We start from the raw sequence: 21224 nt of genomic DNA on the forward strand, positions 1-21224 counted from the left end.
GGAAACGATGCCGCGCAGCCGCGCTGGCACCCATCAGAGCGTCATGCTACGTTCATGCTGCTCCTGCAGGAAGTGCAGTTTCTTCATCCGGACCTGAACATGATGCATCCCGATCTGCGCCGCCTCGACCTGAACCTGCTGCTCGTGTTCGATGCGCTGTATCGCCACCGGTCCGTCGCCGCGGCCGCGCACGAGCTCGCGTTGAGCCCGTCCGCGTTGAGCCACGCGCTCGCGCGGCTGCGCGACGCGATCGGCGACGCGCTGTTCGTGCGCCTCGGCAACGAGATGCAGCCGACCGTGCGCGCCGACGACATCGCCGCCTGGGCCGGCGACGCGCTCGACACGATGTCGAAGGGGCTCGCCCGCGCACGCCGCTTCGATCCTGCGCAAAGCGACCGCACGTTCGTGTTCGCGGCGACCGACTACACGGCATTCGCCGTGCTGCCGGCGTTTCTCGCCCGCATCCAGCATGTCGCGCCGCAATTGCGGATCCGCGTCGTGCACTCCGACCGAAAGATCTCCGTCGACGAACTCGCGGCCGGCCGTATCGATTTCGCGCTCGGCTACCACGAGGAATCGGCGGCCGACGCGCCGGGCATCGAGGATTTCGACTGGTTCTCCGACGACTACGTCGTGATTGCAAGCGCCACGCATCCGGAGATTCGCCGGCGCCTGACGCTCGACCAGTACCTGGCCGCACGCCACGTGGTCGTCACGCCGTGGAACGAGTCGCGTGGCGTCGTCGACCATGTGCTCGAACGGCTCGGCCTCGCGCGGCAGGTCGCCGTGCAGTTGCCGACGGTGCTGGCCGCGCCGTTCGTGATCGCGGAATCCGCGCTGCTGATGACGGTGCCGAACCGCGCCGCGCAGGCGTTGCGGCACGCGGCGCCGATCCGCCTCTTTCCGGCGCCGTTCGAGATTCCGCGCTACACCGTGAAGGTCTACTCGCACGCGAAGCATGCGCGCACCGATGCGCATCGCTGGATTCGCGCGCAGTTGCTCGACGCAAGGCCCGCCGCTGCCTGACCGACACAGGTTGGTACCTCGCGCCGGGCGTTGACGGACAAGCGTTTCACGCACCCGCCGGCCCTCTCCGGCAGCCATCCATTCATTACGAAATACTTACCAATTTCTCGCGTCCGACGCTTACGCCCGCGCCCTCGCAGCGTCAATAGTGGCAATCCTTGACCCCTGTTTGCAAAACTCGTGTCTCCCTTGCGGGACAAGGGTTTTCCGTTAATTGCAAACCCTTGGCGCCCCTGTTGCCCACCGTGTTGCATGGCAATTTGGCGACACGTGTTAGTCAAACAACGATTTCCATCGCCACAAAATTGTATTTTTGCTAAATTAGTAACCAAAGTAGCAAAACGAAGTTCGTGAAATGTAGTTTAGCTTCACGACACTACAAGGAGACCCCGCAGGCCGACCCGGCTGCGCGGGACCGCTCAACGGTTTTCCGTCCGCTTGCCCGCGTGCCGCGCTTACCGGCCCTGCACGAGGTCTCCCTGGTTATCCCGCTTTTGCCCGGCGCTCGCGCTCCGGGCATCTCGTGCAGTCTGGGTTGACTTTTTGACAGGGTATGGAGGAGATGATGAAGAAAGCTTTGGTCGCGGCCGCGCTGATGGCTGCTGGGGTGGTGACGGCGCACGCGCAGAGCAGCGTCACGCTGTATGGCCGCCTGGATGCCGGCATCGAGTACATGAACGGCCTGCAAAACGGCCACCAAGTGCGCGCGGAAAGCGGCGACTGGGGCACGAGCCTCTGGGGCTTGAAGGGCACCGAGGACATCGGCGGCGGCAACAAGATCCTGTTCCACCTCGAAGGCGCGTTCAACACGATGACGGGCGGCTTCAGCGGCTCGATCTGGGATCGTTATGCGACGGTCGGCATCTCCAACGACCGCTACGGTACGCTGCTGTTGGGTCGCGAGCTCGCGATCGCCAACGGCGTGTGGGACTTCGACCCGTTCGGCCAGTCGGCCTGGTCGACGGCATCGCTGGTGCGCGGCCGCAACTGGAACAAGACCAGCAACAACGTGTCGTACCAGTCGCCGTCGCTCTACGGCCTCGACTTCTACGGCCAGTTCTCTTTCTCGAACTCGACCAGCTTCAACGGCAACACCGATTCGACCAAGGATGGTCGCGCTGCCGGTGCCCAGATCACCTATACGAACTCGCTGTTCCAGTTGCGCGGCATCTACGACGAAACGCGCGACAGCAACGGCCGCTTCTCGGACGTGTTCAAATACTCGCGCGAATACTTCGCGGGCGTGAACGTATTCCTCGGCCAGTTCAAGGTGCAAGCGGCTTACCAGGCATCGCACGCGGACGGCAGCGGCGGCCCGGCCGTCAACAACGGCGTGACGGGTACCCAGCAAGTCTGGGGCGGCGTGACGTGGCAAGCGACGCCGGCAGCGGCGCTGATCGCGGCCGTGTACCACGTGAACGCGAACCACGGTGGCGGCAACGCGAACATCTACACGGTCGGCGGTTCGTACAACATCTCGAAGCGCACGCTGTTCGACCTGCAGGTCGCAACGGTACGCAACAGCAAGACCGCGAACTTCGGCCTGAACGCCAACGGCGCGGGTACCGACGTCTCTACCGGCAATCCGAAATTCGGCGGCAGCCAGACCGGCGTCTACGCCGGTATCCAGCACCTGTTCTGATCAGGCGCCGTTCTCAAAGAATCGATTCAACGACGTTTTCCACGCTGCTGCGAGAGGCGCGTATCGGTGCGGTACCCAACCGGGTATCGCACCGTTTTTTATTGGCGGGCCGGCTTTGTGCGGCCTTCGACGAAGGCGGCGCTCAGACGGCCGCTTCGTTCTCTTCGCCGGTGCGGATGCGGATCACGCGCTCGACATCCGACACGAAGATCTTGCCGTCGCCGATCTTGCCGGTGCGGGCCGCGCCGATCACCGCGTCGATCACCTGGTCGACCTGCGCTTCCGCGACGACCACCTCGATCTTCATCTTCGGCAGGAAGTCGACGACGTATTCGGCGCCGCGATACAGCTCGGTATGGCCCTTCTGGCGGCCGAAGCCCTTCACTTCCGTCACGGTCAGGCCCGTGAGACCCACTTCGGCGAGCGCTTCGCGGACTTCGTCCAGCTTGAACGGCTTGATGATGGCAGTGATGCGTTTCATGGTGGTTGTCCCCCAATGCTCGTTTGGATGCAAAATCGCGACCCCGATTGTAAGCCTGCGAGCCGCACGCGGCCCAGCACCGCTCAATCGAGCCGTTCGGTAAACCGTGACGTGATCGGGTAGCGCCAGTCGCGCCCGAACGCGCGATGCGTGACGCGGATGCCGATCGGCGCCTGGCGGCGCTTGTATTCGTTGATCTTGATGAGCCGCGTCACGCGCTCGACGTCGGCCTGCGCATAACCGGCCGCGACGATCTCGGCGAGCGGCCGATCCTCTTCCATGTACATCCGCATGATCGCGTCGAGCACGTCGTACGGCGGCAGGCTGTCCTGGTCGGTCTGGTTCTCGCGCAGCTCGGCCGACGGCGCGCGCGTGAGGATCCGCTCCGGGATCACGTCGCGCAGCGGGTAGTCGGCCGTTTCGTTGCGATAGCGGCACAGCCGGTACACGAGCGTCTTCGCGATGTCCTTGATCACCGCGAACCCGCCGGCCATGTCGCCGTACAGCGTGCAGTAGCCGACCGCCATCTCGCTCTTGTTGCCGGTCGTCAGCACGATCGAGCCGAACTTGTTCGACAGCGCCATCAGCAGCGTGCCGCGAATGCGCGCCTGGATGTTCTCCTCCGTCGCGTCTTCCGCGCGGCCCGCGAACTCGCCCGCGAGCGCTGCGCGGAACGCATCGAACATCGGCGCGATCGCGATCTCGTCGTAGCGCACGCCGACGCGCCACGCCATCTCCGCCGCATCGGTAGTCGAGATGTCGGCCGTGAAGCGCGACGGCATCATCACCGCGCGCACGCGCTCCGGCCCGAGCGCATCGCATGCGACGGCCAGCACCAGGGCCGAATCGACGCCGCCCGACAGCCCGATCAGCACGCCCGGAAAGCCGTTCTTGCCGATGTAGTCGCGCACGCCCGTCACGAGCGCGCGGTACACCTGCGCGTGCGTCGACAGCTCGGGCGCAATCGCGCCCGGCAGCGGCCGCGCGCCGTCGAATTCGACGATCGCGTGCCCTTCGTCGAACTGCGGCATCTTCGCGACGAGCGCGCCCTGCGCGTCGAGCACGAACGAGCCGCCGTCGAACACGAGCTCGTCCTGGCCGCCGACGAGGTTCACGTACACCATCGGCAGCCCGGTTTCGCGAATCCGCGCGCGCAGGATGTCGAAGCGCACCGCTTCCTTGTTCATGTGGTACGGCGAGCCGTTCGGGATCAGCAGCACCTGCGCGCCGGCCGCCTTCGCGATCTGCGCGGCCGACGCGTGCCACGCATCCTCGCAGATGATCACGCCGTATTTCACGCCGTTCAGCTCGAACACGAGCGGCTCGGCGTCGGTCGCGAAGTAGCGCTTCTCGTCGAACACCTCGGCGTTCGGCAGATCCTGCTTGCGATAGGTGCCGACGATCTCGCCGCCGACGATCAGGGAAACCGCGTTATAGGTATCGGTGGGCGGCACGCCGCGCTCGATCGGGCGGTTTGCATTACCATCGACGGCTGGCGCGTGCGCGCCTTCGCCCGCGCCGCGCAGCGGATGGCCGACCAGCACCGCGAGCCCGTCGAATGCTTTCAACGCGTCGGCTAGCGCGTCGAGTGCCGCGGCGGCCGCCGCGTAGAACGCGGGCCGCAGCAGCAGGTCTTCCGGCGGATAGCCGGACAGCGCGAGTTCCGGCGCGACCATCAGCTGCGCACCATCGTTGTGCGCGGCGCGGGCGGCCGCGACGATTCGCGCGACGTTGCCGGCGAAGTCGCCGACGGTGACGTTGATCTGGGCGAGAGCGAGTCGGGTCTTCATGGCGGGATCGGCGCAGCCCGGCGGCGCGCCCTGAACGGCTGACGAAATCGTCCCGGTGCAGGCCGCGCAGGCCCGCGCATCCGGCGACACAGAACGGTACGGATTCACGCTTGAAACACGAACGCATCGATTATCGCACGGGCATCCTGTCGTCCCCCGCGGAGGTGCCGGCCGAAGAATGGAACGCGCTGCTCGCCCGCGACGCGCAGCCGACGCCCTTCCTGCGCCACGAATTCCTCGACGCGCTGCACGTCGCGCGCTGCGCGGTCGACGACACCGGCTGGTCGCCGCACTTCGTCACGCTGACCGACGAGCGCACCGGCCGCCTCGCGGCCGCCGCGCCGGTGTACGCGAAACAGCATTCATACGGCGAATACGTGTTCGACTGGGCGTGGGCCGACGCGTACCAGCGCAACGACCTGCCCTACTACCCGAAGCTGCTGTGCGCGGTGCCGTTCACGCCCGTGCAGGGCACGCGCCTGCTCGCGGCCGACGACGACGCGCGCCGCCGGCTCGCGGCCACGCTGCTCGCGTTCGCCGAGCAGAGCGACGTGTCGTCGCTGCACGTGCTGTTCCCGACCGGCGACGAAGCGGCGCTCCTCGAATCGATGGGGATGATGCTGCGCGAAGGCGTGCAGTTCCACTGGATCAACGACGACTACCGCCACTTCGACGATTTCCTCGGCACGCTCGAGCAGAAGAAGCGCAAGAACATCCGTGCCGAGCGGCGCAAGGTGCACGACGCGGGCGTGACGTTCCGGCGGCTCACCGGCGACCAGATCACCGACGCCGACTGGCGTTTCTTCTCGCGCTGCTACCGGCAGACCTATCGCGAACACTATTCCAGCCCGTACCTGAATCTCGACTTCTTCCGCACGATCGGCGCGACGATGCCCGAGAACCTGCTGCTCGTGATCGCGGAAGCCGGCGGGCAGCCGATCGCGAGTGCGCTCGCCGTCTACCGGCGCGGCGAAAACGGCGGCGGCACGCTGTATGGCCGCTATTGGGGCGCGCTCGAACACGTGCCCTGCCTGCATTTCGAAACGGCTTATTACCAGTTGCTCGAATTCTGCATCGAGGCCGGACTCGATACGTTCGAAGGCGGCGCACAGGGCGAACACAAGCTCGCGCGCGGCTTCCTGCCGACCGTCACGCACTCCGCGCACTGGCTCGCGCACCCGGCGTTCTCGGACGCGGTCGCACGCTTTCTCGAACGCGAGACCGAGCATATCCACGCGTACGTCGACGAGCTGCGCGAACACGATCCGTTCCGGCGCGGCGGCCAGTAACGTCATCAAGGGCCCCGGCATGCGACGATGGCCGGCTTCGCCGCATGCCGCACGCCCCCTTCGGCCCGGTGCGCGGCGAGCGTCACCGTCGCCGGCACCGCCTCGATCGCCCACGCGCACGCCATCGTCGAACGCCGGAACAGCGAAGTTTTCATTGATCCGCCTGAATCGATCTGTTGTACTTGTCATCCCACTCCAGCGTCCCAGTTTAAAAAAATCGACCGGTCACCATGCTTGACCGGCAGGAGCAGTACCTGACCTCTCGCAGCGGGGGCAACCCGAAGGTCATGGAGAGAGACATGGAGTTACGACAGAAATCGGTATCCGTCCGGGTCTACCGACAGGCGCTCGACGACATGCGCCGCAACGGCTTCGACGTCGCGCCGCTGTATGCGACGCTCGGCATCGGCGCGGCCGATCTCGCCGACGACGCGCGGCGCATCCCCGGCGATCGGCACGTCGCCGCGATGCGGCTGATGAGCGACTGGCCGTTGTCCTGGCATCGGCCGCCGCCGCAGGTCGTGCCGTGGCTCGCACCATTCCCCGAACTCGCGGGCGTCACCTGCAACGCCGCGACGCTGCGCGACGCGCTGCACGGCTACCTGCGCTACCGCGAACTGATCGGCAACGTCGACTGGCTTTTCGCGCATGAGACAGGCGACGCGATCGCACTCGAGTACGTGAACGAAGGTGACGGAAGGCCCGCCAGCAGCGCGTTCGCAAATTTCGCGATCCTCGTCGCGCTCGCGCGCCTGTACGATCCGCAGGTGCGGATCGACGAAGCCGGGTTCGCGGGCCGCGCGTTCGCGCCGACGGCCGCGTTGCGCGATCTCCTCAGCGCGACGGTGTCGTTCGATGCCGCATGCAACCGCGTCGTGCTGCGCTCCGCGCGCTTCGACACGCCGTTCGAGTGCTACAACGCGCCGCTCGCGGACATCCAGCGTCAGGCGGCCGACGCCGCGCGCGAGCGCGTGCGCGCCCGCTCGACGTTCGGCGCGTCGGTCGAGCAATGCGTGCGCGACTGGCTGCGCACGTCCGACGACGCCGACGTGCCGTCCGACACGCTGATGGAGCACGTCTGCGCGCGCTTCGCGATGTCGCGCTGGACACTGCGCCGGCGGCTGCATCGCGAAGCGGTCGGGTTTCACGCGCTCGTCGCGCAGGCACGGCTCGGTGAAGCGCGCGACCTGCTGCTGAATACGCAACTGCCGATCGGCGAGATCGGCGCGCGGGTCGGCTTCCGTTCGACGAGCGCGTTCACGCGCTTCTTCACGCGCGAACTCGGCGCGGCGCCGAGCCGCTTTCGCGACGGGCACGGCGAGCGGTGGCGTTGACGAGCGCTTTTTCTGAGACACTGGCGGCTTTGCATCCTGCCGCCCTGCCATGTCCTGGTTTCTGTATCTGATCGAATGCGCCGACGACAGCGTCTATACGGGCATCACGACCGACGTTGCCGCGCGCTTCGACGAACACGCCTCCGGCAAGGGCGCGCGCTATACGCGCTCGCGCAAGCCGCGTGCGGTGCTCGCGTCGTTTCCACTGCCCGACCGGTCGAGCGCGTCGCGCGCCGAGTACTGGGTGAAGCAGCTCACGGCGGTGCAGAAGCGGGAACTGGCGGCCGGGTTGCGGACGCTGGAGTCGGTGCTGCCGGCCGTCGTGGCCGTCGATACCAGCGGTGACGAGGCCGGGTTGAAGGCTGGTGCGCGCGGGCGGAAGAAGGCGAAGAACGTCGATCGTGCGGACAAGACGGTCGAGACGGGCAAAAGCCCGAAGAAGGCCGGAAAGGCCGGGAAAGCCGAAAAGGTCGACAAGCCTGCAAAAGCCGCCAAGTCTCCCAAGGCGACAAAAGCCGCCCCGGTCGCACAGCGCAAGAAGCCCGACAACGATGGGGTCGCAAAAAAGACTTCATCGCGCGGCACACCGGTAAAAAAGGACAAGCCGGCCGCACCCGCTTCGTCGAAAGGAAAGGCGCCTGCAGCCAGCGGCAAACTCATCACGACCGGACGCGAAGATGCCGCGCCCGCACCGGCCCGCCGCCGCGCGGCTGCTACCCAAGCCGCCGAAGCGCCAGCCGCTCCCGTTGTCCCTCGCCGCGCGAAGCGCACGAAGGACGCGCCGTCCACCGCCCCGTCGCCCGCGGCCGTACCCGCCGCCGCACGCAAGCGACCCCAACGCACAAAACAAAACCGCGCGGCCTCCTGAGGAGACACGCGCGGTTGGCGTTTCGCACGAACCGGCCGTCGGCCGGTGCGCCGCTTACTTCTTGTAGTTCGCTGCGCCGTCGGTGATTTCCTTGTGCGCGGCTTCGATGCCGGCCCAGCCTTCGACCTTCACCCACTTGCCCTTCTCGAGCGCCTTGTATTGCTCGAAGAAGTGCTTGATCTGGTCCTTCAGGTACTCGGGCACGTCGTCGATCGACTTCAGGTTGGCCGTCATCGGGCAGACCTTGTCGTGCGGCACCGCGACCAGCTTCGCGTCGACGCCCGACTCGTCGGTCATCTGCAGCATGCCGAGCACGCGCGAACGCACGATCGAGCCCGCCAGCAGCGGGAACGGCGTGATCACGAGCACGTCGACCGGATCGCCGTCGCCCGACAGCGTCTGCGGGATGTAGCCGTAGTTCACCGGATAGCGCATGCCCGTGCCGATGAAGCGGTCGACGACGAGAAGGCCCAGTTCCTTGTCCGCCTCGTACTTCACCGGATCGCTTTGCGCGGGAATCTCGATGATCACGTTGAAATCTTGCGGCAGGTCCTTGCCGGCCGGAACATGATTGAAGCTCATGAGCACTCTCTGTAGGTCGATGGGAATTCGGGACAGGGCGCCGCGGCCGATGCATCGCCGCAGGCGTCCCGCAAGGGAATGCGCCATTATAGCCAATCGACCGGTGGCGTCCGGATGACGATCGGCCGATAATCGTTCCGGATGCCCGGCCGTTGAATCATTGGCCGCGTGACGTGGAATCGGTGTCGGCGGTTGAAGCGCTATCGCCGGCCGACCGCAAAACATGGGGCCTGGGTGAGCGCTGAGGCGCTAACTCGGGTCGACCGCGAAGCATGGGACCCGGGTGAGCGCTGAAGTGCCAACTCGGGTCGACCGCGAAGCATGGGACCCGGGTGAGCGCTAAAGCGCTAACTCGGGTCGACCGCGAAGCATGGGATCCGAGTAAGCGCTAAAGCGCTAACTCGGGTCGACCGCGAAGCATGGGATCCGAGTAAGCGCTAAAGCGCTAACTCGGGTCGACAGGAGCTGGCATGGAAGAGGCGAAGCACTTCATCGCGGGCGAATGGACGCTGCCCGCGCAACTGGAAACCATCGCGGTCGTCGATCCCTCCGACGGCCAGCCGTTCGCGTCGATCGCCCGCGGCACGGCGCCCGACATCGAGCGCGCGGTCGCCGCGGCCCGCGACGCATTCGCGGGCCCGTGGGGCGCCGCCAGCGCCGCCGAGCGCGGCCGCGTGCTGATGCGCCTGTCGGCGCGTGTCGCCGCGTCGATCGAGGAACTCGCCGCGATCGAAGCGCGCGACACCGGCAAGCCGCTGAAACAGGCGCGCGCCGACGCAGCCGCGCTCGCGCGCTACTTCGAGTTCTACGCAGGCGCCGCCGACAAGCTGCACGGCGAAACCCTCCCCTATCAAGCCGGCTACACGGTGCTGACGGTGCGCGAGCCGCACGGCGTCACGGGCCACATCGTGCCGTGGAACTACCCGATGCAGATCTTCGGGCGCAGCGTCGGCGCCGCGCTCGCGGCCGGCAACGCCTGCGTCGTCAAGCCGGCCGAGGATGCGTGCCTGTCGTTGCTGCGCGTCGCCGAGCTGGCCATCGAGGCCGGGCTGCCGGCCGGTGCGCTGAACATCGTCACCGGCTACGGCCATGAAGCCGGCGCCGCGCTCGCACGCCATCCCGGCATCGACCACATCTCGTTCACGGGATCGCCGGCCACCGGCAAGCTGGTCACGCAGATGGCGGCCGAGAACCACGTACCCGTCACGCTCGAACTCGGCGGCAAATCGCCGCAGATCGTGTTCGCCGACGCCGATCTCGAAGCGGCGCTGCCCGTGCTCGTGTCCGCGATCGTGCAGAACAGCGGGCAGACCTGTTCGGCCGGCAGCCGCGTGCTGATCGAGCGCGCGGTGTACGAGCCGCTCGTCGAGCGGCTTGCCACCGCGTTCAACGGGCTGCGCGTCGGCCCGAGCCGCGCCGACCTCGACTGCGGCCCGCTGATCAACGCGAAGCAGCAACAGCGCGTGTGGGATTTCCTGTCCGACGCGCAGCACGACGGCATTCCGATGGCCGCGCACGGGCAGGTCGTCGCCGACGCGCCCGAAAGCGGCTTCTACCAGGCGCCCGCGCTGCTGCGCGACGTGCCGCCGTCGCACCGGCTCGCGCAGGAAGAGGTGTTCGGCCCCGTGCTCGCCGCGATGCGTTTCGTCGACGAGGACGAAGCCGTCGCGCTGGCGAACGGCACGCCGTACGGCCTCGTCGCGGGCATCTGGACGCGCGACGGCGCACGCCAGATGCGGCTCGCGCGGCGCCTGCGGGCGGGCCAGGTGTTCATCAACAACTACGGCGCGGGCGGCGGCGTCGAGCTGCCGTTCGGCGGCGTCGGCCACTCGGGACATGGCCGCGAGAAAGGCTTCGAGGCACTGTACGGCTTCACCACGCTGAAGACGATCGCGATCCGGCACGGCTGACCGCGCCGCATGCAGCACCTGGCACGCGGCCGGCAGCACCGGGCTGCGTGCCGAAGCACGACGACACTCATATCCAGCACAGGAGACACACCATGCGGTTGAGCGGCAAGACGGCAATCGTCACGGGCGGCGGCTCGGGATTCGGCGAAGGCATCGCGAAGACCTATGCGCGCGAAGGCGCGAACGTCGTCGTCAACGACCTGAATGGCGCGGCAGCCGAGCGCGTCGCGAGCGAGATCGCGCTCGCGGGCGGCAAGGCCATCGCGGTGGCCGGCGACGTGTCGAGGCAGGACGACTGGCACGCGCTGCTGCAAGCGTCGCTCGACGATTTCCACGCGGTGCAGATCGTCGTGAACAACGCCGGCACCACGCACCGCAACAAGCCGGTGCTCGACGTGACGGAAGCCGAATTCGACCGCGTGTACGCGGTCAACATGAAGAGCCTGTTCTGGTGCGTGCAGACCTTCGTGCCGTACTTCCGCGAACAGGGCGGCGGCGTGTTCGTGAACGTCGCGTCGACGGCCGGCGTGCGGCCGCGGCCAGGCCTCGTCTGGTACAACAGCACGAAGGGCGCGATGATCACCGCAAGCAAGTCGCTCGCGGCCGAGCTCGGCGCCGACCGCATCCGCGTGAACTGCATCAACCCCGTGCTCGGCGAAACGGCGTTGATGACCGAATTCATGGGCTGCGAGGACACCCCCGAGAACCGCAGCCGGTTCCTCGCGACGATCCCGCTCGGCCGCTTCTCGACGCCGCAGGACATCGCGAACGCGGCGCTTTACCTTGCCTCCGACGAAGCTGAATTCATCACGGGCGTTTGTCTCGAAGTCGACGGCGGGCGCTGCATCTAGCCGCACCGGGCTGTTGCGTGCCGCGCCGGGTTTCGCCGGCCGGCACGGCATCCACGCATTGCTTCGCACGAAACCGGATCGGGTGCCGCTGCGCCCTCCCCGGCCAACTACAAGGACAGCGGTGCATGGGATCCAAGTAACCGCTAAAGCGCTAACTTTGATCGACAGGAGACAACATGGCAACATCGACGCAGTCGCTGCCGGGCTCGTCCGGCGCATTCGAGGAAGCGACCTACCGCAAGGTGTCGTGGCGGCTCGTGCCGCTCCTGCTGCTGTGCTACGTGGTCGCGTATCTCGACCGCGTGAACGTCGGGTTCGCGAAGCTGCAGATGGCGAGCGACCTGAACCTCAGCGACACCGTCTACGGGCTCGGCGCCGGGATCTTCTTCTTCGGCTATTTCCTCTTCGAAGTGCCGAGCAACATCATCCTGCACAGGGTCGGCGCGCGCGTGTGGATCGCGCGGATCATGGCGACGTGGGGCGTGATCTCGATCCTGACGATGTTCGTCACGACACCCACGATGTTCTACGTGATGCGCTTCCTGCTCGGCGTCGCCGAGGCGGGCTTCTTCCCCGGCGTGATCCTCTACCTCACCTACTGGTATCCCGCGCACCGGCGCGGCCGGATGACGACGTTCTTCATGACGGCCGTCGCGCTGTCCGGCGTGATCGGCGGGCCGCTCTCGGGCTTCATCCTGAAGGCGTTCGACGGCATCAGCGGGTGGCACGGCTGGCAATGGCTGTTCCTGCTCGAGGGTATCCCGTCGGTGCTGGTCGGCGTGGTCGTGTTCCTCAAGCTGGACGAGCGGATCGAGAAGGCGAACTGGCTGACCGACGACGAAAAGGCGCTGCTCACGCGCAACGTCGCTGCCGAAGAGGCCACCAAGGAAGACCCGCCGCTCGGCGCCGTGATGGCCAGCCCGCGCGTGTGGCTGATGGCGCTGATCTACTTCTCGTTCGTGATGGGGCTTTACGGCGTCGGCTTCTGGCTGCCGACCATCATCAAGGCGACGGGCGTGACCGACACGCTCATGATCGGCCTGCTGTCGGCGATTCCGTATGCGGCCGCCGTGGTCGCGATGATCCTGATCGCACGCAGCGCGGACCGGCACCGCGAGCGCCGCTGGCACGTCGCGATCCCGGCCGCGATCGGCGCGCTCGGGCTCGTGCTGTCGGTGATCTGGGCGCACCAGACCGCGCTCGCGATGCTCGGCCTCACGCTCGCGACGATCGGCATCCTGACGACGCTGCCGCTGTTCTGGAGCCTGCCGACCGCGTTCCTCGGCGGCACGGCGGCCGCGGCCGGCATCGCGATGATCAACTCGATCGGCAACCTCGCCGGCTTCCTCAGCCCGTACATGATGGGCTGGCTCAAGCAGGTAACGGGCGCCAACGATTCGGGCATGTACATGCTCGCCGGGTTCCTCGTGCTCGGCGGACTGCTGGCGCTGTCGGTGCCGAAGCGGCTGGTCGACAAGTAACGCAGGGAGCCAACCCGCATGCTCCACCGAATCGTCCAGGCAGCCGGCCACCGTGTGCTGGTCCGCGATCCCGCCGCTGGCCTGGTTCAGCGCGAAAGCGATGCGCTCGATCTCGTCGCGCTCGCGCACGAGCATGAGGCCGATTGGGTCGCGGTGCCCGCCAACGCGCTGCACGAGGATTTCTACCGGCTCGATAGCGGGCTGGCGGGCGCGGTGCTGCAGAAACTCGTCAACTACGGCGTCCGGCTCGGTGTGGTCGGTGATATTGACCGCTGGCTCGCGCGCAGCGAAGCGCTTCGCGCGCTCGTGCGCGAATCAAATCGCGGGAAATCGGTGTGGTTCGTCGCGAGCGAGGACGACCTGCTGCGCAGGCTCGGCGCGTAACGCACCGCGCGCGCCCGCTGCGTCGCGATCGACGAAAAAAAGCCCCGAAGGCCGCCAGGCGTTCGGGGCTGGTTTGCGCCGCAGCGCGTCAGCGCGTCAGCGCGTCAGACCACGGTAATCGCGAGCGCGCTTTCGCGGTAGTGCTTCGCAGCCTTGTCGGTTTCGCCAAGATGCTCGAACAGCCGCGCGAGCGCGCGATGCGCACGCACCTTCAGCGCCTCGTTGTCGGCCAGCTTCAGTGCCGATTCGAGGAACGACTGCGCCTTGCCCCACAGCTGCTGCTGCTGGCACAGGCGACCGAGCGCGAACAGCAGGTCGGCATCCTCCGGGTGATCCTTCTTCCACCCTTCCGCCTTCTGGATCAGCGGCAGCGCATCGGCGCCGGCCGTATCCGGATAACGGCGCAGCAGGCGCGCATCCCAGTTGTGCGCGAGCGCGTCCTCGACGATGCGGCGCGCTTCGTTGCGGCGCTCGAGCGGGACGAGCAGATCGGCGGCGAGGTCGGCGAGACGCGGCGACTGGCGCTCGGCCGGCGACAGCGACTGCCACACCTCGAGCAGCGCGTCCGGGTCGTGCCGGCGTTCGCGCAGCAGGTTTTCCGCGGCCTGCTGGCGCAGCCGCACGGCCGCCGCCGGATGCAGCGCCTCGCGCTTCTCGAGCGCTTTCGCGAGCTTCAGCACCTCGGCCCAGTTCTTCAACTGCTGCTGCGCGCGCAGCGCGACCTGCTGCGCATGGATGCGCTTGCCGCCCGCCTGCAGGTCGGCCAGCGCGGCAAGCGCGCCGTCGGCATCACGCGCATCCGCGCGCATGTCGGCCGCGGCGAGCAGCCGTGCGTCCTGCCATTCCGGCGCGTCGACCTTCGACAGCCAGTCGTCGCGGCGCGTGTACTCGTGCATCCGGTGCGCGGCGGTGGCCCCGACGAGACTCGCGGCGCCCAGGTTCGCATCGACCGACAGCGCTTCACGCGCGGCCTTCTCCGCGCGCGAGAAGCGGCCCGCATACAGGTTCGCGATCGCGTCGCGCAGCGATGCCTGTGCCTTCTCGTTGCGCGAGCGCGCCCGATACGCGGCGACCCGCTGCGGCATGCGCCAGATGTTGCGCACGATGCGCAGCAGCGCATACACGACGATGAACAGCACGACGATGGCGATCACGAACAGGTTCAGCGACACGTCGATCCGGTACGGCGGATAGACGAGCAGTACCTGCCCCGCGTCGAAACGGCCGACGGTGGCGAGCGCCGCGGCGATCGCGAACAGGACCGCGAGCCAGACGATTCCTCGAAGCGTCATCGTTACCCCCGGCTCTTGAACTGCTGAACGGCGTTCAGGCTCGTGTTCAGGTTCGGCACCGCAACCGTCAGCGATGCGCCGTCAACCTGCTTGAGCAGATCCTCGACGGTCTGCGTGTCCTTCGATGCCTGGTCGAAATACTTCCCGAGCGACGCCTGTGCGGCGTGCAGGTCGGCCTTCATCGCGCTGTCGTTGCGCGCGAGCAGCGACAGGCGGGCAGTCAGCAGGCGCAGCTTCACGTTCTCGCGCACGAAGTAGCCCTGGTCGGGCGACGCGAGCATCGCATCCGCGTTGTCGATGCGGCGCACCTGCACGAGCCCCTTCAACTGCTGGCCGAGGCCGGCCGAGAAGTCGTGCCACCACACCTTCCAGCGCGGCTCGCCGGCCACGGCCGACGACGCGGTGTCGGCCGGCGCGGCCTTCGGCGCCTCGTGCGGGACGATCGCCTCGCCGGACAGCGGCAGCGCGTCGATCTTCGCGATCGCATCGTCGAGCTTGATCGCCAGGCCCGTGAGGTCGGCCGCCGGTGCGGCCTTCAGCTTCTCGATGTCCAGCGCGAGCGCCTTGCGGACCGTGACGGCCTGCGCGCTCTGCGACGTTGCGAGGCGCGCGTCGGCGTTCTGCAGCGCGATCAGCGCGAGCTGCGTGTTGCCGGTCAGCTGAAGCTGCTGGCTCGCGCTCGACAGCATCTGGTCGACTTCCTCGAGCATCCACGCATCGCGGTTGCGCGACAGATCCTGGTATTGCTGCTGCAGCGCCTGCTGGGCGCTCTGCGCGTCGGCGAGCTTGCCGTCGAGCTGCGCAAGCTGCGTGTCAACCTGGTGCGTGCTCGCGAGCGCTTGCTCGGTCTTCATGCGCGTCTCGGCCGTCTGCGCATCCAGCGCCTTCTGGCGCGTGACGAACGTGCCGTCGAGCCGGTCGATCTTCCGGTTCAGTGCGTAGCCGCCGACGCCCGCCGCGCAGCCGAGCACGACGACGACGAACCACAGCACCGCGCTGCCGCCGCGGCGCGCGGGTGGTTCGGCGCCCATGTAGGCAGGGCGGGACGGCGGTGCGGATGCAGCGGCCGGCTGGGAAGCGACGCTTTTGGAATCGTTGGTATCTGTCATGCGTTTAGTCACCGGTGCGGCTGTCGCCGGTTGGACGGCCTCCTCGGCCATCGTTCGAAACGCGCGGACGATGCGCTCATCGCCCGCGCCGGTCAGCGTAATCCTATCAAAACCCAATGAACGCGCGGTCTGCTCGATCCGCGGATGCGGCGTCACGAGCGGCGCGTGCTTCAGCGCGTCGATCTCGGCATCGTTCAGGTGCGCCCGCGCGAGTTCGTGCAGGTTGCGCACGCCTTCCGAGCTCGTGACGAGCCACGCATGCGGTTCGCCGTGAAGCAGCGCATGCACGCGCTCCCACGCGCCGACACGCGGCTCGGGCACGACGCGCCGGTAGGCGGCGGCGAGCGTGACGTCCGCGCCGGCCTCGCGCAATCGTTCGGCGAGCCATTCGCGACCGCCGTCGCCGCGCACGATCAGCACGCGCTTGCCCGCCAGCGCCTGGGCGCCGCCGAACGCGGCCTCGATGCACGCGAACAGGCTTTCCGAATCGTAATGGGGTACGCCGCCGTCGGCCGGCGCCTGCGGCGCGATCACGCGATGCGCGGGCGCCGCGATCCCGTGACGCTCGAGCGCCGCCACGCTGCCGGGCCCGACCACGCCGACCGGCAGCGCGTTCGGCCAGATCGCGCCGTACTGCGCGAGCGCGCGGTCGATCGCGTTCGGCGAGACGAAAATCACCAGCGCGTAGTCGGCGAGCGCCGCGAATGCCGCGTCGAGCGGCGCGGGATCGTCGACCGGCGCGATGTCGATCAACGGGAATTCGAGCACGTCGCAGCCGGCCTCGGCCAGTTGCGACGCGAGCGCGCCGGACTGGCCGTCCGGGCGCGTCAGGACAGCGGTGAACGCGCGCGCGCCGCCCGCCATCAGGCGTCGCCCTTGCCGGCGGCCTGCGAGCCCGCGAGCAGCGCCCGGACGATGTCGAGCGCGCCTTGCGCCTCGAGCTCGTCGGACACGGCGCGGCCGAGCGCGAGCGCATCGGCGACGGTCATGACTGCCCCGCACTCCTCGGCCGTCAGCACGCGCTTGCCGTCGGTCGTCGACACGCGGCCCGTCAGGTACAGTTCGCCCGCGCGCCACACCGCGTGCGCGGCGAGCGGCACCTCGCAGCTGCCGCCGAGCGCGCGCGACACCATCCGCTCGGCCTCGACCGCGAGCGCGGTCTGCGGGTCGTGCAGCGGTGCGAGCCAGGCGGCGACGTCGTCGCGGTGCGATGCGATCTCGATGCCGAGCGCGCCCTGGCCCGCGGCGGGCGGGCTCGCCTCGACGTCGATCAGCGTGCGAATGCGCGCTTCCAGGCCGAGGCGCTTCAGGCCGGCGGCCGCGAGGATGATCGCCGCGTAGTCGCCGCGATCGAGCTTCGCGAGGCGCGTGTCGAGGTTGCCGCGCAGCGGCAGCACGTCCAGGTGCGGGTAGCGCGAGCGCAGCATCGCCTCGCGGCGCAGGCTCGACGTACCGACCACGGCGCCGGCCGGCAGCGCGTCGAGCGACGCGTAGTCGTTCGACACGAATGCATCGCGCGGATCTTCGCGTTCCATGATCGCGGCGAGCGAGAAGCCGTCGGGCAGCGCCATCGGCACGTCCTTCAGCGAATGCACGGCGAGATCGGCGCGGCCGTCGGCCAGCGCGGCCTCCAGTTCCTTCACGAACAGGCCCTTGCCGCCGACTTTCGACAGCGTGCGATCGAGAATCTGGTCGCCGCGCGTCGTCATCCCGAGGATTTTCACGTCACAAGCTGGATATAATTTGCGCAGCGCATCACGCACATGTTCGGCTTGCCACATCGCCAGGCGGCTCTCGCGCGAAGCAATCGTCAACGTCGCGGGCGACTGTGCCTGTTGCGGCCCGGCCGCGGGGGTCTCGGAATTCATTGCTGGAACATCGAAGGACGGGATTGAAGATCGAACAATGGTAGCACGCACGCCCCTGCCCGCCCGGGCCTGGAGCCTGCGCCCGGCCTGCCGCCGAGCGGGTCGCGGCGCCGATGCGCGGATGTGCCGCACGTAGCTGGTTGCTTGACCGCAGTTTCGCAGTTTCCGCAGTTCCTTTTGACTCGAGCTTTCCCAAGGAAACCCATCGTGAAGTCTTCCGGATCGGCGCGTACGGCGCGCCGCAATGCTGCCCTGTCCTCCTCCGACGCCTCGACGGACACCGTCGCCACCGCCGCGAACGGCCGTGCGAAAACGGCAACGAAACCGAAAGACCCGATACGTCAGACAAAACGCGCGACGAAAGCCGCCGGCCCGGCTGCCCGCACCGCGGCCCGCACGGCCGGTGCGCCGAAGTCCGGCACGCGCACGCGCGAGGACAAGGACGGCCCGCTGTTCGAAGACATCCGCTTCCTCGGCCGCCTGCTCGGCGACGTCGTGCGCGAGCAGGAAGGCGATACCGTGTTCGACGTCGTCGAGACGATCCGCCAGACCGCGGTCAAGTTCCGCCGCGAGGACGACAGCGAAGCCGCGCAGACGCTCGAGAAGAAGCTGCGCAAGCTGACGCCGGAGCAGACGGTGAGCGTCGTGCGTGCGTTCAGCTATTTCTCGCATCTCGCGAACATCGCGGAAGACCGCCACCACAACCGACGTCGCCGCATCCATGCGCTGGCCGGCTCCGCGTCGCAGCCCGGCACGGTCGCGTACGCGCTCGAACAACTGAAGACGACCGGCAACGCGTCGAAGCGCCTGCTGCAGCGCTTCTTCGACGATGCGCTGATCGTGCCGGTGCTGACCGCGCACCCGACCGAAGTGCAGCGCAAGAGCATCCTCGACGCCCAGCACGACATCGCGCGCCTGCTCGCCGAACGCGACCAGGAACTGACGAGCCGTGAGCGCCAGCACAACGAATCGATGCTGCGGGCGCGCGTCACCGCGCTGTGGCAGACCCGCATGCTGCGCGACTCGCGCCTGACGGTCGGCGACGAAATCGAGAACGCGCTGTCGTACTACCGCGCGACGTTCCTCGACGAACTGCCCGCGCTGTACGGCGACATCGAGGCCGCGCTCGCCGAGCACGGCCTGTCCGCGCGCGTACCCGCGTTCTTCCAGATGGGCAGCTGGATCGGCGGCGACCGCGACGGCAACCCGAACGTGACCGCGCCGACGCTCGACGAGGCGATCAACCGCCAGGCCGCGGTGATCCTCGAGCACTATCTCGAACAGGTGCACAAGCTCGGCGCCGAGCTGTCGGTGTCGAACCTGCTCGTCGGTGCGAACGACGCCGTGAAGGCGCTCGCGGCAGCCTCCCCCGACCAGTCGCCGCACCGCGTCGACGAACCGTATCGCCGCGCGCTGATCGGCATCTATACGCGCCTCGCCGCAAGCGCACGCGTGCGGCTCGGCGAAGGCACGGTGCCGGTGCGCAGCGCAGGCCGCGGCGCGCCGCCCGTGCGTGCGATCCCGTACGCGGATTCCGAAGCGTTCGTCGCCGACCTGAAGGTGCTGACCGCGTCGCTCGACGAACACCACGGCACGTCGCTCGCCGCGCCGCGCCTCGCGCCGCTCGTGCGCGCGGCCGAAGTGTTCGGCTTCCACCTGGCGAGCATCGACCTGCGCCAGAGCTCCGACATCCACGAAGCCGTGGTCGCCGAACTGTTCGCCCGCGCGGGCGTCGAGGCCGACTACGCGGCGCTCGCCGAGGAAGACAAGCTGCGCGTGCTGCTCGCGGCGCTCGCCGATCCGCGTCCGCTGCGCTCGCCGTATTTCGAATACTCGGCGCTCGCGCAGAGCGAGCTCGGCGTGTTCGAGAAGGCGCGCGAAGTCCGCGCGCAATTCGGCGCACGTGCGGTACGCAACTACATCATTTCGCATACGGAAACCGTCAGCGACCTCGTCGAGGTGCTGCTGCTGCAGAAGGAGACGGGCCTGCTCGAAGGCGCGCTCGGCGTCCCGGGCGGCGATGCGAAGAACAGCCTGATGGTGATCCCGCTGTTCGAGACGATTCCCGACCTGCGCGACGCCGCGCGCATCATGCGCGAGTACTTCGCACTGCCGGGCATCGACGCGCTGATCGCACACCAGGGCGCCGAGCAGGAAGTGATGCTCGGCTATTCGGACAGCAACAAGGACGGCGGCTTCCTGACGTCGAACTGGGAGCTGTATCGTGCTGAGCTCGCGCTCGTCGACCTGTTCCGCGACCGCAAGATCACGCTGCGGCTGTTCCACGGCCGCGGCGGCACGGTCGGCCGCGGCGGCGGCCCGACCTACCAGGCGATCCTGTCGCAGCCGCCCGGCACCGTGAACGGCCAGATCCGCCTGACCGAACAGGGCGAGGTGATCGCGAGCAAGTTCGCGAACCCGGAGATCGGCCGCCGCAACCTCGAGACGGTCGTCGCCGCGACGCTCGAAGCCACGCTCCTGCCGCAGAACAATGCGCCGGCGCAGTTGCCGGCGTTCGAGGCCGCGATGCAGACGCTGTCCGATTCGGCGATGGCCGCGTACCGCGCGCTCGTCTATGAAACCCCGGGCTTCACCGACTACTTCTTCTCGTCGACGCCGATCACCGAGATCGCCGAGCTGAACATCGGCAGCCGCCCGGCTTCGCGCAAGCTGCAGGATCCGAAGCAGCGCAAGATCGAGGACCTGCGCGCGATTCCGTGGGGCTTCTCGTGGGGTCAGTGCCGGCTGCTGCTGACGGGCTGGTACGGCTTCGGCAGCGCGGTGAGCGCGTATCTCGACGGCGCGCAGGACGACGCCGAGCGCACGAAGCGTGTCGCGCTGCTGAAGAAGATGAACAAGACCTGGCCGTTCTTCTCGAACCTGCTGTCGAACATGGACATGGTGCTCGCGAAGACCGACCTCGCGGTCGCGTCGCGCTACGCGCAGCTCGTTTCCGACCGCAAGCTGCGCAAGCACGTGTTCGAGCGGATCGTCGCGGAATGGGAGCGCACGTCGCAGGCGCTGGCCGAAATCACCGGGCACGAAGGCCGCCTCGCGACCAACCCGCTGCTCGCACGCTCGATCAAGAACCGCTTCCCGTATCTCGATCCGCTGAACCACCTGCAGGTCGAGCTGATCAAGCGCCACCGTGCGGGCGACACGAACGCGCGGCTGCGCCGCGGGATTCACCTGACGATCAACGGGATCGCGGCCGGCCTGCGCAACACGGGCTGATCCGCCTGCGGCGCGGTGGGATGCCGCGCCGACTGACGTCCTAAAAGCCGCGATACGCGATGATGCGTATCGCGGCTTTTTTC

17 protein-coding genes are annotated in these 21224 nt (G+C 67.9%); 10 read left to right on the top strand and 7 right to left on the bottom strand.

Translation table 11 applies throughout. From position 1 onward, the window contains the following. Positions 1-54 precede the first annotated feature (54 nt). Positions 55-1026, top strand: coding sequence for a LysR family transcriptional regulator (locus CFB40_RS13200; protein ID WP_373452677.1), 972 nt, complete (start codon positions 55-57; stop codon positions 1024-1026). A gap of 562 nt (positions 1027-1588) precedes the next feature. Next, positions 1589-2668 carry a porin gene (locus CFB40_RS13205; RefSeq protein WP_089426633.1) on the top strand — a complete coding sequence of 360 codons (1080 nt, stop codon included), beginning with the start codon at positions 1589-1591 and terminating at the stop codon, positions 2666-2668. Between the two features lie 142 nt (positions 2669-2810). On the opposite strand, the gene CFB40_RS13210 is transcribed toward CFB40_RS13205, so the two are convergent. Together CFB40_RS13210 and CFB40_RS13215 are read right to left on the bottom strand one after the other, a co-directional pair. Continuing rightward, a complete protein-coding gene (locus CFB40_RS13210; RefSeq protein WP_006398637.1) occupies positions 2811-3149 on the bottom strand; it encodes a P-II family nitrogen regulator in 339 nt (112 codons plus the stop codon). 83 nt (positions 3150-3232) lie between these two features. Continuing rightward, positions 3233-4939 (bottom strand): NAD+ synthase, encoded by a 1707-nt coding sequence (locus CFB40_RS13215; protein ID WP_089431876.1) that lies wholly within the window; start codon positions 4937-4939, stop codon positions 3233-3235. A gap of 110 nt (positions 4940-5049) precedes the next feature. Here CFB40_RS13215 and CFB40_RS13220 point away from each other — a divergent pair, with 110 nt between their 5' ends. After that, positions 5050-6228, top strand: a complete 1179-nt coding sequence (locus tag CFB40_RS13220) for a GNAT family N-acetyltransferase (RefSeq protein WP_089431559.1) — start codon at positions 5050-5052, stop codon at positions 6226-6228. A gap of 5 nt (positions 6229-6233) precedes the next feature. Here CFB40_RS13220 and CFB40_RS38630 read toward each other — a convergent pair whose 3' ends face one another. Beyond that, positions 6234-6383 (bottom strand): hypothetical protein, encoded by a 150-nt coding sequence (locus tag CFB40_RS38630; protein WP_179255066.1) that lies wholly within the window; start codon positions 6381-6383, stop codon positions 6234-6236. 144 nt (positions 6384-6527) lie between these two features. Between CFB40_RS38630 and CFB40_RS13225 the strand changes: the two genes are divergently transcribed. Beyond that, the gene (locus CFB40_RS13225) at positions 6528-7562 is read left to right on the top strand and encodes a helix-turn-helix transcriptional regulator (protein WP_089431560.1); all 1035 of its coding nucleotides are present in this window, start codon (positions 6528-6530) and stop codon (positions 7560-7562) included. A 49-nt stretch (positions 7563-7611) separates the two neighbouring features. Then, positions 7612-8430 carry a GIY-YIG nuclease family protein gene (locus CFB40_RS13230; RefSeq protein ID WP_089431561.1) on the top strand — a complete coding sequence of 273 codons (819 nt, stop codon included), beginning with the start codon at positions 7612-7614 and terminating at the stop codon, positions 8428-8430. A 54-nt stretch (positions 8431-8484) separates the two neighbouring features. On the opposite strand, the gene ppa is transcribed toward CFB40_RS13230, so the two are convergent. Further along, positions 8485-9012, bottom strand: a complete 528-nt coding sequence (gene ppa, locus CFB40_RS13235; protein ID WP_011352863.1) for an inorganic diphosphatase — start codon at positions 9010-9012, stop codon at positions 8485-8487. Between the two features lie 470 nt (positions 9013-9482). Between ppa and CFB40_RS13240 the strand changes: the two genes are divergently transcribed. The 4 genes from CFB40_RS13240 (at position 9483) to CFB40_RS13255 (ending at position 13638) form a co-directional block, all read left to right on the top strand. Then, on the top strand, positions 9483-10922 hold the full coding sequence (locus tag CFB40_RS13240) for an aldehyde dehydrogenase family protein (RefSeq protein ID WP_089431562.1): 1440 nt from the start codon (positions 9483-9485) through the stop codon (positions 10920-10922). Positions 10923-11014: 92 nt separating this feature from the next. Then, positions 11015-11773: an SDR family oxidoreductase gene (locus CFB40_RS13245; protein ID WP_089431563.1), complete on the top strand. Its 759-nt coding sequence runs from the start codon at positions 11015-11017 to the stop codon at positions 11771-11773. A gap of 176 nt (positions 11774-11949) precedes the next feature. Next, positions 11950-13254: an MFS transporter gene (locus CFB40_RS13250; protein ID WP_089426081.1), complete on the top strand. Its 1305-nt coding sequence runs from the start codon at positions 11950-11952 to the stop codon at positions 13252-13254. A gap of 18 nt (positions 13255-13272) precedes the next feature. Continuing rightward, positions 13273-13638, top strand: coding sequence for a DUF4180 domain-containing protein (locus CFB40_RS13255; RefSeq protein ID WP_089431564.1), 366 nt, complete (start codon positions 13273-13275; stop codon positions 13636-13638). Positions 13639-13742: 104 nt separating this feature from the next. On the opposite strand, the gene CFB40_RS13260 is transcribed toward CFB40_RS13255, so the two are convergent. From CFB40_RS13260 to hemC, 3 genes are read right to left on the bottom strand one after another with little or no spacing between them, the layout of a single operon-like run. Beyond that, complete coding sequence (locus CFB40_RS13260) at positions 13743-14930, bottom strand: heme biosynthesis protein HemY (protein ID WP_089426083.1); 1188 nt, start codon at positions 14928-14930, stop codon at positions 13743-13745. A gap of 2 nt (positions 14931-14932) precedes the next feature. Continuing rightward, positions 14933-16903, bottom strand: coding sequence for a fused uroporphyrinogen-III synthase HemD/membrane protein HemX (gene hemDX, locus CFB40_RS13265; RefSeq protein ID WP_089426084.1), 1971 nt, complete (start codon positions 16901-16903; stop codon positions 14933-14935). Continuing rightward, a complete protein-coding gene (gene hemC, locus CFB40_RS13270) occupies positions 16903-17907 on the bottom strand; it encodes a hydroxymethylbilane synthase (protein WP_089426085.1) in 1005 nt (334 codons plus the stop codon). The genes hemDX and hemC overlap by 1 nt, the downstream gene beginning before the upstream one ends. A 207-nt stretch (positions 17908-18114) precedes the next feature. Here hemC and ppc point away from each other — a divergent pair, with 207 nt between their 5' ends. Further along, positions 18115-21141, top strand: coding sequence for a phosphoenolpyruvate carboxylase (gene ppc, locus CFB40_RS13275; RefSeq protein ID WP_089426086.1), 3027 nt, complete (start codon positions 18115-18117; stop codon positions 21139-21141). Positions 21142-21224: the final 83 nt, after the last annotated feature.

It is taken from the genome of Burkholderia sp. AU31652 (genome assembly GCF_002223155.1).
Lineage (GTDB): Bacteria > Pseudomonadota > Gammaproteobacteria > Burkholderiales > Burkholderiaceae > Burkholderia.